General features: G+C 64.6%; 12 protein-coding genes and 1 pseudogene. 10 read left to right on the top strand and 3 right to left on the bottom strand.

Annotation, left to right across the window (positions count from 1 at the left end; genetic code table 11):
- Positions 1-3: 3 nt before the first annotated feature.
- Entirely contained in the window at positions 4-1,302 is a 1,299-nt protein-coding gene (locus tag AC5Y47_RS08240; protein WP_499943430.1) for an amidohydrolase family protein, read from the bottom strand.
- Between the two features lie 372 nt (positions 1,303-1,674).
- On the opposite strand from AC5Y47_RS08240, the gene AC5Y47_RS08245 reads away from it, so the two are divergent.
- Genes AC5Y47_RS08245 through AC5Y47_RS08275 form a run of 7 tightly spaced genes read left to right on the top strand, consistent with a single transcriptional unit; the run spans position 1,675 to position 7,333 of the window.
- Positions 1,675-2,226 (top strand): carboxymuconolactone decarboxylase family protein, encoded by a 552-nt coding sequence (locus AC5Y47_RS08245; RefSeq protein ID WP_499943669.1) that lies wholly within the window; start codon positions 1,675-1,677, stop codon positions 2,224-2,226.
- 2 nt (positions 2,227-2,228) lie between these two features.
- Positions 2,229-3,506, top strand: a complete 1,278-nt coding sequence (locus AC5Y47_RS08250; RefSeq protein WP_499943431.1) for an aromatic ring-hydroxylating oxygenase subunit alpha — start codon at positions 2,229-2,231, stop codon at positions 3,504-3,506.
- Entirely contained in the window at positions 3,490-3,813 is a 324-nt protein-coding gene (locus AC5Y47_RS08255; RefSeq protein ID WP_499943432.1) for a hypothetical protein, read from the top strand. The genes AC5Y47_RS08250 and AC5Y47_RS08255 overlap by 17 nt, the downstream gene beginning before the upstream one ends.
- Before the next feature lie 3 nt (positions 3,814-3,816).
- Entirely contained in the window at positions 3,817-5,031 is a 1,215-nt protein-coding gene (locus AC5Y47_RS08260) for a metal-dependent hydrolase family protein (RefSeq protein ID WP_499943433.1), read from the top strand.
- The gene (locus AC5Y47_RS08265) at positions 5,015-5,437 is read left to right on the top strand and encodes a nuclear transport factor 2 family protein (RefSeq protein WP_499943434.1); all 423 of its coding nucleotides are present in this window, start codon (positions 5,015-5,017) and stop codon (positions 5,435-5,437) included. Before AC5Y47_RS08260 ends, AC5Y47_RS08265 begins: the two co-directional genes overlap by 17 nt.
- A complete protein-coding gene (locus tag AC5Y47_RS08270) occupies positions 5,434-6,537 on the top strand; it encodes an acyl-CoA dehydrogenase family protein (protein WP_499943435.1) in 1,104 nt (367 codons plus the stop codon). The genes AC5Y47_RS08265 and AC5Y47_RS08270 overlap by 4 nt, the downstream gene beginning before the upstream one ends.
- Before the next feature lie 28 nt (positions 6,538-6,565).
- Positions 6,566-7,333 carry an acyl-CoA dehydrogenase family protein gene (locus AC5Y47_RS08275; protein WP_499943670.1) on the top strand — a complete coding sequence of 256 codons (768 nt, stop codon included), beginning with the start codon at positions 6,566-6,568 and terminating at the stop codon, positions 7,331-7,333.
- 72 nt (positions 7,334-7,405) lie between these two features.
- On the opposite strand, the gene AC5Y47_RS08280 is transcribed toward AC5Y47_RS08275, so the two are convergent.
- Positions 7,406-7,831, bottom strand: a complete 426-nt coding sequence (locus AC5Y47_RS08280) for an acyl-CoA dehydrogenase family protein (RefSeq protein ID WP_499943671.1) — start codon at positions 7,829-7,831, stop codon at positions 7,406-7,408.
- A gap of 96 nt (positions 7,832-7,927) precedes the next feature.
- Positions 7,928-8,581: pseudogene (locus AC5Y47_RS08285) on the bottom strand (acyl-CoA dehydrogenase family protein); the annotation flags it as partial.
- A 212-nt stretch (positions 8,582-8,793) separates the two neighbouring features.
- On the opposite strand from AC5Y47_RS08285, the gene AC5Y47_RS08290 reads away from it, so the two are divergent.
- The 3 genes from AC5Y47_RS08290 (at position 8,794) to AC5Y47_RS08300 (ending at position 11,754) form a co-directional block, all read left to right on the top strand.
- Positions 8,794-9,447, top strand: coding sequence for a TetR/AcrR family transcriptional regulator (locus AC5Y47_RS08290; protein WP_499943436.1), 654 nt, complete (start codon positions 8,794-8,796; stop codon positions 9,445-9,447).
- Between the two features lie 223 nt (positions 9,448-9,670).
- Complete coding sequence (locus AC5Y47_RS08295; RefSeq protein ID WP_499943438.1) at positions 9,671-10,885, top strand: cytochrome P450; 1,215 nt, start codon at positions 9,671-9,673, stop codon at positions 10,883-10,885.
- Positions 10,886-10,914: 29 nt separating this feature from the next.
- A complete protein-coding gene (locus AC5Y47_RS08300; protein WP_499943440.1) occupies positions 10,915-11,754 on the top strand; it encodes a mycofactocin-coupled SDR family oxidoreductase in 840 nt (279 codons plus the stop codon).
- Positions 11,755-11,757 lie beyond the last annotated feature (3 nt).

Below are 11,757 nucleotides of genomic sequence, written 5' to 3' on the forward strand. Positions count from 1 at the left end.
CTCTCAGTCCTTGTTGCCGGTAAGAGCTTTCGCGTTGGCCGCGAAGTCCGCGAAGGACGAACCGCCTCGGCTGTCCTTGTCGTGGCCCTGCGCCTTGATGGACACGTCGTGCCCCTCGGCGGCTTTGCGCAGCGCACCGACGGTCGCCTGTTCACGCGAGATGTGGGTGAACGGGTCGAACGAGTACCACCGCATGGCGTTCTCGTGGGTCATCTTGTTGATCTCGTCGTCGGGAACATTGTTGAGGGACAACACATCCCACAACTCTTCGGGCGCGCCCGGCCACATCGAGTCGCTGTGCGGGTAGTCGGCTTCCCAGCAGATGTTGTCGATGCCGATCATGTTGCGCAGCGCCACCCCGACCTTGTCGCTGATGAAGCAGGTCAGGAAGTGGTCACGGAAGACTTCGCTGGGCAGCTTGCCCTTGAAGTCCTGGTGCGTCCAGGCGGAGTGCATCTCGTAGGTGCGGTCGGCGCGCTCCAGGAAGTACGGAATCCAACCGGTGCCGCCCTCCGACAAAGCGATCTTCAGGTCGGGGTACTCCTTGATCGGCCGCGACCACAGCAGATCGGCGGCGGCCTGCACGATGTTCATCGGCTGCAGCGTGATCATCACGTCCATCGGGGCATCCGGCGCGGTGATCGCCAACCGGCCCGAGGAACCGATGTGCACGTTCATCACGGTGTCGGTGTCCACCAAGGCTTTCCACAGCGGGTTCCAGTACTCGTCGTGGAAGCTGGGGTAGCCCATCGCGGCCGGGTTCTCGGTGAAGGTCAGTGCGTGCACGCCCTTCTTCGACACCCGGCGCACCTCGGCGGCACACGCCTCGGCATCCCAGATCACCGGGATCGCCATCGGGATGAACCGAGCCGGGTACGCGCCGCACCACTCGTCGATGTGCCAGTCGTTGTAGGCCTGCACCAGCGCGATCGAGAAGTCGTGGTCGTCAGTGGCGAACAGCCGGCCCGCAAAGCCGGGGAACGACGGGAAACAGATCGAGGCCAGGATGCCGCCGGCATTCATGTCCTTGACCCGTTCGTCCACGTTGTAGCAACCGGGCCGGATCTCGTCGAGCCCGGTCGGCTCGATGCCGTACTCCTCCTTGGGCCGGCCGGCGACGGCGTTGAGGGCGACGTTCGGGATCACCGTGTCGCGGAACTTCCACATGTCCGAGCCGTCGGCGTTGTGCACCAGCCGCGGAGCGTCGTCGATGTACTTCTTGGATAGATGATTCTTGAACATGTCCGGCGGCTCGACGGTGTGGTCGTCGACGCTGATCAGAATCATGTCTTCTTTGTTCATGGCTCCCTCGACATTCTCGAATAGATCGTTCTGAGTGCTCGGGTCTGGAACGGGCGGCCCCCAGGCTGGAATCGACGAGCCGCACATAAGCCAAGCTCTTTATAGGATGAAAACTAGCTTCTCATGCAGCGAGAATCAACATCCAGCATAGTCGGCGGGACACGGCTCCGCGGCTTCGCGCACCTGACGACGGGGGCGAATCGACCCCGGGCAGCGGCGACGATCCCGTCGAATCCGGATGACCATGCGCCGACGGCACCGATCCGCTCGCGCCAGGATTGACCAACCGACCGATCCGTGCAAGTCTATTGGTTGGAAATGAGAATAGGATTCTCGCTCAGTGAGAAGAACACCGAGAGGACCGTCGCCGCGATGCGTCTGCCGCCACTGCCCGCCGACCGGTGGGACGAGGCTGTCGAAGGGGCGCTGGCCGTCATGCTGCCCGCCGAACGGCGCAATCCGCGCGACGCCTCCAACATCCTGGCGACCCTGGTCAACCACCCGGTCCTGACCAAGGCGTTCCTCAAGTTCAACGTCCATCTGCTGTTCTCCTCCACCCTGCCGCCACGCATCCGCGAACTGGCCATCCTGCGCGTCGCCCACCGGCGCAAGTGCGCCTACGAATGGACCCACCACGTCGATCTGGCCAAACGGGAGGGCGTGACCGACGCCGAGATCGAGGCGTCGCGCGCACCCGACGTGACCGCCACCGATCTCGACGCTTTCGAGCGCGTGGTACTGGCCGGTGTGGACGAACTCGACGAGCGCTCTGAGTTGTCCGACGAAACCTGGGCAGCGCTCGGCGAGCGCTTCGACGACCGCCAGCGGATGGACTATGTCTTCACGGTCGGCTCCTACACCATGCTGGCCATGGCCCTCAACACTTTTGGCGTACAGCTCGAAAACGACCACGAAGGAAGGTAGAAGTGGCCCACTTCCCCAAGCCAGCCGCCGGCAGCTGGACAGAGAACTATCCCGAACTGGGAACCGAACCAGTCGACTACACCGACTCGATCGACCCGGCGTTCTTCGAGGCCGAACGCGACGCGGTGTTCCGCAAGACCTGGCTCAACGTCGGCAGGGTCGAACGCCTCCCGCGCACCGGCAGCTACTTCACCAGGGAGCTGCCGTCAGCCGGCAAAGGCACTTCGGTGATCATCACCAAGACCAAGGACGGCACCGTCAAGGCCTACCACAACGTGTGCCGGCACCGCGGAAACAAGTTGGTGTGGAACGACTTTCCGCAGGAGGAGACCTCCGGCACCTGCCGGCAGTTCACCTGCAAGTACCACGCCTGGCGCTACAGCCTCGACGGCGATCTGACCTTCGTCCAACAGGAAGACGAGTTCTTCAACCTCGACAAGAGCCAGTTCGGCCTGGCGCCGGTCCGTTGCGAAGTGTGGGAAGGCTTCATCTTCATCAACTTCGACGACAATGCCGCGCCGCTGACCGACTACCTCGGACCGCTGGCCAAGAGCATCGAAGGCTATCCCTTCGGCGAGATGACCGAGACCTACTCCTACCGGGCCGAGGTCGGCAGCAACTGGAAGCTGTTCATCGACGCGTTCGTCGAGTTCTACCACGCGCCGATCCTGCACCAGGGGCAGTACACCAAGGAAGAAGCTGCCAAGATCCAGAAGTTCGGCTACGAGGCGCTGCACTACGAACTGGCCGGACCGCACAACCTGCAGTCGACGTGGGGTGGTCAGGCGCCGCCGTCGGACATGTCCATGGTCAAGCCGATGGACCAGGTGCTGCGCAGCGGTCTGTTCGGCCCGTGGGACAAGCCGGAGATCATCGAAAACCTGGAATTACCACCGGGTGTCAACGTGAAGCGGGTGCCGCAGTGGGGCATCGACTCGTGGCTGTTCTATCCGAACTTCATGCTGCTGATCTGGGAGCCGGGCTGGTACCTGACTTACCACTACTGGCCGACCGCGGTGGACAAACACATCTTCGAATCGTCGCTGTACTTCGTGCCGCCGCGCAATGCGCGGGAACGCCTGGCCCAGGAGCTGGCCGCCGTGACATTCAAGGAGTACGCGTTGCAGGACGCCAACACCCTGGAAGCCACCCAGACCATGATCGGCACCCGGGCGGTCAAGGAATTCCTGCTGTGCGACCAGGAAGTGCTGATCCGCCATCTGCACCACACCACCGCCAACTACGTCAAGGAGCACCAGCGCAATGTCGCTACCGTCTGAATTCGCGGCCCTGGAGCCGTATTTGGATTGGGATCTGGCCACCGAGCCCGAGCGTTACGCCAAGCGGTTGGCCTCGTCGATGTCGGAGATGCAGGACTTCTACGACGTCGCGTTCCCGTTGCTCAACGACGTGATCGCGTACTGCGACAAGTTCCCGATCGACGACTTGCCCGACGATGCCAAGACCCTGATGCACATCATGCAGTCGCTGGTGATGGTGTCGTTCCCGATCGAGGCCTGGAAGCAGCCCCGGGTGCCCGACAGCGGCGCGGCGTGGGTTGAAGTCCTTCGCGAACCGGTGATTTAACCGGTGCTGACGCTCAAGGCCGCCGGGCTGCTCGACGTCGACGCCGGAGATATCGTCCGGCCCGGCATCCTGCGGATCGACGGTGACCGGATCGTCGGCGTCGGAGGTGAACCCGAGGGCGACACAATAGATCTCGGGGATCAGATCCTGCTGCCGGGGCTGATGGACATGGAGGTGAACCTGCTGATGGGTGGTCGCGGCGAGCGGCCGGGACTGTCTCAGGTTCAAGACGACCCGCCGACCCGGGTGCTGCGTGCGGTCGGCAACGCCCGGCGCACGCTGCGTGCCGGGTTCACCACGGTGCGCAACCTCGGGCTGTTCGTCAAGACCGGCGGCTACCTGCTGGATGTGGCACTCGGCAAGGCGATCGACGCGGGCTGGATCGAGGGTCCACGGATTGTGCCTGCCGGACATGCGATTACGCCGACGGGTGGGCATCTGGACCCGACGATGTTCGCCGCGTTTGCGCCGCACGCGCTGGAGCTGACGGTGGAGGAGGGCATCGCCAACGGGGTCGACGAGATCCGCAAAGCGGTGCGCTACCAGATCAAGCACGGCGCGCAGCTGATCAAAGTCTGCGTTTCCGGCGGCGTGATGTCGTTGACCGGTGAGGCCGGCGCACAACACTATTCGGACGAAGAGTTGCGCGCCATCGTCGACGAGGCGCACCGGCGCGGGCTGCGCGTCGCCGCGCACACGCACGGAGCGGAAGCGGTCAAGCACGCCGTTGCCTGCGGTATCGACTGCATCGAACACGGCTTCCTGATGGACGACGAGGCGATCCAGATGCTGGTCGACAACGACCGGTTCCTGGTGACCACCCGTCGGCTCGCCGAGGCGATGGACGTGTCGCACGCCCCGAAAGAGTTGCAGGACAAGGCCGCCGAGATGTTTCCGAAGGCCAAGACGTCGATCAAGGCCGCCTACGAGGCCGGGGTGAAGATCGCGGTCGGCACCGACGCGCCGGCGATACCGCACGGCAAGAACGCCGACGAACTCGTCACCCTGGTGGATTGGGGCCTGCCGCCGTTGGCGGTGCTGCGCGCCGCTACCGTGACGGCAGCGGATCTGATCAATTCCAAAGACCTGGGCAGGCTGGCCGAAGGCATGCTCGCCGACGTCATCGCGGTGCCGGGAAACCCGTTGGAAGACATCACCGTTACCCGTAACGTCAGCTTTGTCATGAAAGGCGGCAAGGTCTATGCCAACCAGAACTGACGATTTGGTCGAGATCCAGCAGCTACTGGCTCGATACGCGGTAACCATCACCCAGGGTGACATCGACGGACTCGTCGGCGTCTTCACCCCGGACGGGACCTACAGCGCGTTCGGCGACACCTACACCCTGGACCGGTTCCCGGAACTGGTGGCCGCCGCACCCAAGGGCCTGTTCATGACCGGCACCTCGTTGGTCGAGAATCTCGATGGCGACACGGCAACCGGCACCCAGCCGCTGTGCTTCATCGAGCACTCGGCACACGACATGCGCATCGGTTACTACCGCGACACCTATCTGCGGACCGCCGATGGCTGGCGGCTGAAAACCCGTGCCATGACATTCATTCGACGTAGCGGGGTGCACGACTCGGGGCGCCCGCACGCCGTCGGTCGCCCTACGCCGTGAATTCTGGCACCGTCACGGTCGAGCAGTTCCGGGCCGATTTGTGCGCGTGGCTCGACGACCATGACCTAACGCCTGGGCCCGACCATTCGCTGCAGGGTCATATGCGGCAATTCGCCCGAGTCAGCGAGGCACTGTACGACGCGGGTTGGATGCGTTACGGCTGGCCGGTCGAAGTCGGCGGGCTGGGTGGGCCCGCTCTGCTGCGCGCGATCGTCGGCGAGGAGGTGGTCGGCCGGCGGTTGGCCGAGCCCGGCCCTTACTCGATGCTGGAGGTCCTCGCCCCGACGATGATCGATTATGCGCCAACCGAACTCGCTGCCGAAATGGTGCCGTTGCTGCTCAGCGGGCGCGAGCAGTGGTGTCAGGGGTTCTCCGAACCGGGGTCGGGAAGCGATCTGGCCTCGCTGACCACGCGCGCCGCCCAGGACGGGGACAACTGGATCGTCAACGGGCAGAAGGTCTGGACCAGTTTCGCGCAGTACTCCACCCGGTGCGTCCTGCTCACCCGCACCGCGCCCGGCCATGACGGCATCACCGCGTTCTTCGTCGACATGGACACACCGGGCATCACCGTCCGGCCGCTGCACACCATGCACGGCGTCGACGAATTCTGCGAGGTCTATTACGACGACGTGGTGGTCCCGTCCAGCCGGATGCTCGGCAAGCCGGGAGACGGCTGGCGCCTGGCGATGGATCTGTTGCCCTATGAACGCTCGACCTGTTTCTGGCAGCGGATCGCCTATCTGTACTCACGTTTCGACGCACTCATATCCGAAGTGACTGCCGCTGACGAATCCGCTTTGGGCGCAGCCTATCTCGCGTTGCATACGCTGCGCTGCCGGTCCCGCGCCACCCAGCACCGGCTGGCCGACGGGGCCAGATTGGGCCCGGACACCTCCATCGACAAGGTGCTGCTGGCCGGCGCCGAGCAGAAGCTCTACGACACCGTGCACGACCTGCTGCCAGGCGCGCTGGAACTCGACGACACGCCGTGGCGGCCCGAGTACCTGTACTCCCGCGCGGCCACCATCTATGGCGGCACCGCCGAGATCCAGCGCAACATCATCGCCCGCCGGCTGTTGGATCTCGGGAAGGAGTGACGGTGTGACCGATCCCGAAGAACTGCGCATGATCGCCGATTCGCTGCGGACCGCGATGAATGCGCATTCCGGTTCGCGACTCGACTCCGCGCTGGCAGAGTTGGGCTGGCTCGACATGCTGGACGAGATCCCCGACACGGCAATACCTTTGGTCTTCGGATTGCTCGGCGAAACCGGCGCGCACGCCTCGGTTCTGAACGACGTCGTAGGGCAGCCGGGTGGCGAGCCGGTGCCGCTGCCCTACGCCGGCGGGTCCTGGGTGGTCTGGGAACGCACCGACCAGGACACGTCAGCCTTGGACGACGACATTCCGATACACCGGGTGCCCACCGGAGAGCCCCTGACGCCCTCGGTGCTGGCCGCGGGTCGACGGGCGCTGGGCTGGTGGCTGGTCGGCACCAGCCGGGCCATGCTGGCGCTGGCCCGTCAGCACGCCCTCGACCGTGTCCAGTTCGGCCGTCCCATCGCCTCTTTCCAGGCCGTGCGGCACCGGCTCGCCGAAACGCTGGTCGCGATCGAGGGCGCCGAGGCCACCCTGCAGGTTGCCGCGGACCATGACGACGAACTGGCCAGCCTGCTGGCCAAAGCCGCTGCCGGTCAGGCGGCGCTGACCGCAGCACGGCATTGCCAGCAGGTGCTCGGTGGCATCGGCTTCACCGCCGAACACCGGTTGCATCGTCACGTCAAGCGGGCGTTGCTGTTCGACGGGCTGCTCGGCAGCTCCCGCGAACTGACCCGCGAGGCGGGGGCGGTACTGCGGCAGCGGGGTTCGGCGCCCCGCCTGGCCCACCTCTAACGCCGAGTGTGAATCCCACGACGTGACACGCCGTCGGCCCGTCGTGAGATTCACACTCGCGCAGGCTGATAACTAATTGCGCGGCAGTCCCAGTATCCGCTCGGCGATGATGTTGCGCTGGATCTCCGAAGTGCCACCTGCGATGGTGCCGGCGAAGCTGCGCGCGTACCGGTCGAACCAGCTGCCGCTGTGGGCGTCGAGGTCCAGCGGCGCGAACTGCGCAGTGACCGCAGGATGTACCAGGCCGTCGGCGCCGGTGGCGTGCAACGCCTCCTCCGAAGCGCGTTGCAGGGCTTCGGATCCCAGCAGCTTGAGCACCGACTGGGCGGGCACGTCCTCCTCGCCGCGGGCGGCACGGGCCGTCGCCGCCGACCCCAGCAGATGCATCGCCCGGGCATCCATCACCAGCGTCGCGTAACGATCCCGTTCCAGCACCCCGGACGGCGTGTAGTCGACCGTCATCTGGTCCAACAGGTTGGCGTAATCCATCCACAGCATGGCGCGTTCGTGGCCCAGCGAACCGGTCGCCACCCGCCAACCGCCGTTGAGGGCGCCCACCAGATTCTCGGCCGGCACCCGCGCATCGGTGAAGAACACCTCGTTGAACTCGACGTCGTCGTGGTCACACACCGACGGAAACGGTCGCCGCACCACGCCGGGTGTATCCGTCGGAATCATCAGGGCACTGATGCCCTTGTGTTTCGGCGCGTCGGGATCGGTGCGCACGAACGTCAGCAACACGTCGGCGTGGTGGGCGCCGGAAGTCCAGACCTTCTGACCGTTGACCACGAAATGGTCTCCGTCGAGCACCGCCTTGGTCTTCAGCGACGCCAGGTCCGACCCCGCGCCGGGCTCGCTCATGCCCAGCGAGGCGGTGATCTCGGCCCGCAGGATCGGCACCGCCCAGCGCCGCTTCTGCTCGTCGGTGCCGAACGACAGCAGCGACGCGGCGATGATCCCCACACCCTGGGGATTGAAGCTGCGGTAGATCCGCCGCCGGGCCAACTCCTCGGCGCACACGTACTGCTGCAGCAAAGTGGCGTTGCGGCCGCCGAATTCCGGCGGATTCCCGGGTAGTAGCCAGCCGTGGTCGAACATTCGGCGTTGCCAGCGCACCGCCCACTCCGGCAGGTGCGAGCACGAGAGCGGCCGCTCGATTCCCTCGGCCCCGTCCGGCAGATGCTCGTCCAGAAACGCAATGAATTCGGCGCGGAATGCCTCGATGTCGGCGTCGAAACTCAGCTGCACGGCGCTCGCTCCTAGCTGTCCAGAGCTCTCCCGAGCCCCTGTTCTCGGAAATCTGCTTCCCAAACACGCGTCAAAGAGAATAGTATTCTCGTCGTGAGGAAGTTACAATCTCCTAGTCACCGTCCGCGAGGAGGTTGAGCACAGCGATGGCGCGGCGTTCTCCGGTACAGTCCAACCATGTTCTCCCAGCGCGACAATCATCTGAGCCGCCCGTGACAAACCCCAGTGAAGAGCCGGCCTGGAAACAGCGCGCCGTCGAACGCTCCATCAAGACCGCGAAATTGCGGGCGGCGCAGCGCGTGCAGCGCTTCCTGGACGCCGCGCAGGCCATCATCATCGAAAAGGGGAGCACGGACTTCACCGTCCAAGAGGTCGTCGACCGGTCGCGCCAGTCGTTGCGCAGCTTCTACCTGCAGTTCGACGGCAAGCACGAGTTGCTGCTCGCCCTGTTCGAGGACGCTCTGAGCCGCTCCGCGGACCAGATCCGTGCCGCGACCGAGAGTCACACCGACGCGCTGGAGCGCCTCAAGGTCGCCGTGGAGTTGCTCTACGAAGCCTCCCGGCCCGACCCCATGGCCAGACGACCGCTGTTCACCGACTTTGCGCCCCGTTTGCTGGTCACGCATCCGACCGAGGTCAAGGTAGCACATGCACCGCTGCTGGCTTTGCTCACCGAGTTGACCGAAGCCGCCGCGGAGGCCGGCAAATTGCGCGCCGACGTCAATCCCAAGCGGGCCGCCGCCATGACCATGCAGACCGTGATGTTCATCGCGCAGTCCAGCGGCGGCGCTGACGAAGATACGGCCCATCCCATCACCGCCGACGAGGTGTGGGACTTCTGCTCACGGGGATTCGCCGGCAAATAATTCCCCGTCGCGGGGCCGGAATTCCACGAGCCCATTTCGCCAATGAGCGAATATCGCACGTTGCTAAATGGACGAGAATGATATTCTCTGATACCAAGAATCGTAAATAGCCAAAATGGATTCCACGTTGACACTCGTTGGTGAGTGATGACAGAGTTCTACAGGCGGCATGACCGCGCTTCCCCGGGGAGCGGGCGCGGTTCCGGCGAGAGGGCAGTTACCCGTGACAGTCAGCGCACCCAACAGCGCACTCAACGATGTCTACTTCGACCCCTACGACGTCGAGCTCAACGCCGACCCCTACCCGATGTTTCGGCGGCTGCGTGAGGAGGTGCCGCTCTACTACAACGAGCAGCACGACTTCTACGCTCTGAGCCGCTTCGCCGACGTCAACGACGCGCTCGTCGACTATCAGACGTTCAGTTCGGCTAGAGGCGCCATCCTCGAACTCATCCGCGCCAACATCGAGATGCCGCCGGGTGTGCTCATCTTCGAAGACCCACCGGTGCACGACATCCACCGCAAGTTGTTGTCCCGCATGTTCACTCCGCGCAAGATCAACGACCTGGAACCCAAGATCCGCGAATTCTGCGCCCGCAGTTTGGATCCGCTGATCGGTACCGGACGTTTCGACTTCGTCAACGATCTGGGCGCGCAGATGCCGATGCGGGTGATCGGGATGCTGCTGGGTGTGCCCGAGGAAGATCAAGAGGCCGCACGCGATTTCGCCAACGCGCAGATGCGTACCGAAGCCGGCAAGCCGATGGAGTTCTCGGCCGAAGCCATGCTCAGCGGCGAGTTCTTCGGGCAGTACATTGACTGGCGCGCGGAGCACCCCTCCAACGATTTGACCACCGAACTGCTCAACGCCGAATTCGAGGACGAGAACGGCGTGGTACGCCGTATGCGCCGCGACGAACTGCTCACCTACATCACGGTCGTATCCGGTGCGGGCAACGAGACCACCACCCGGCTGATCGGCTGGGCGGGCAAGGTGCTCTCCGAGCATCCGGATCAACGCCGTGCGCTGGCGGAGAACCCGGCGTTGATCCCGGCCGCCGTCGAGGAATTGCTGCGCTACGAACCGCCGGCCCCACACGTGGCCCGCTACGTCACGCGGGACGTGGAGTACTACGGCCAAAAGGTGCCCGAAGGCAGCGTCATGATGATGCTCATCGGAGCGGCCAACCGCGACCACCGCCAATTCCCGCCTGACGGAGACGTTTTCGACATTCGGCGGGAGCCGCACCAACACCTGACGTTCAGTGTCGGCACGCACTACTGCCTCGGGTCGGCGCTCGCGCGTCTGGAAGGCCGGATCGCGCTCGAGGAGATCCTGAAGCGTTTCCCCGAGTGGGAGGTCGACCTCACCGAAGCAAAACTTTCCCCGACGTCGACGGTTCGGGGTTGGGAATCCATGCCGGCCGTGCTCGGCTGAGGCCGGTCGAGCCAACTAAGGAGAGAAACATGTCTGGACGTGTAGAAGGCAAAGTCGCCTTCGTCACCGGGGCGGCACTTGGTCAGGGACGCAGCCACGCGGTGCGGTTGGCGCAGGAAGGCGCCGACATCATCGCCATCGACGTCTGTAAGCGGGTCGTGGAGACCAGTCCCATCCCGGCGGCCACCCCGGAGGACCTGGCCGAGACCGCCGATCTGGTCAAAGGTCTCAACCGGCGGATCTTCACCGCCGAAGTGGACGTGCGGGACTACGACGGACTCAAGGCGGCGGTGGATGCCGGCGTCGACGAGTTGGGCCGGCTGGACATCATCGTCGCCAACGCCGGGATCGGTAACGGCGGCGACACCCTGGACCAGTGCAGCGAGCACGACTGGCAGGAAATGATCGACGTGAACCTGTCCGGCGTGTGGAAGACAGTGAAAGCCGGTGTGCCGCATCTCATCAAGGGCGGCAACGGTGGTTCGATCATTTTGACCAGCTCGGTCGGCGGACTGAAGGCGTACCCGCACTGCGGCAACTACGTGGCGGCCAAGCACGGTGTGGTCGGCATCATGCGTTCGTTCGCAGTCGAGTTGGGACACCACATGATTCGGGTCAACACGGTGCATCCCACCCACGTCAGCACCGGGATGATCATGAACGAGGGCACGTGGAAGCTGTTCCGGCCGGACCTGGAGAACCCCGGTCCCGACGACATGGCCCCGATCTGCCAGATGTTCCACACGCTGCCGGTTCCGTGGGTGGATGCCGTGGACATCAGCAACGCGGTGCTGTTCTTCGCCTCTGACGAGTCCCGCTACGTCACCGGTGTCACCCTGCCTGTCGATGCGGGTAGCTGCCTGAAATAGGGT

Source organism: Mycobacterium sp. NGS22 (assembly GCF_059813095.1).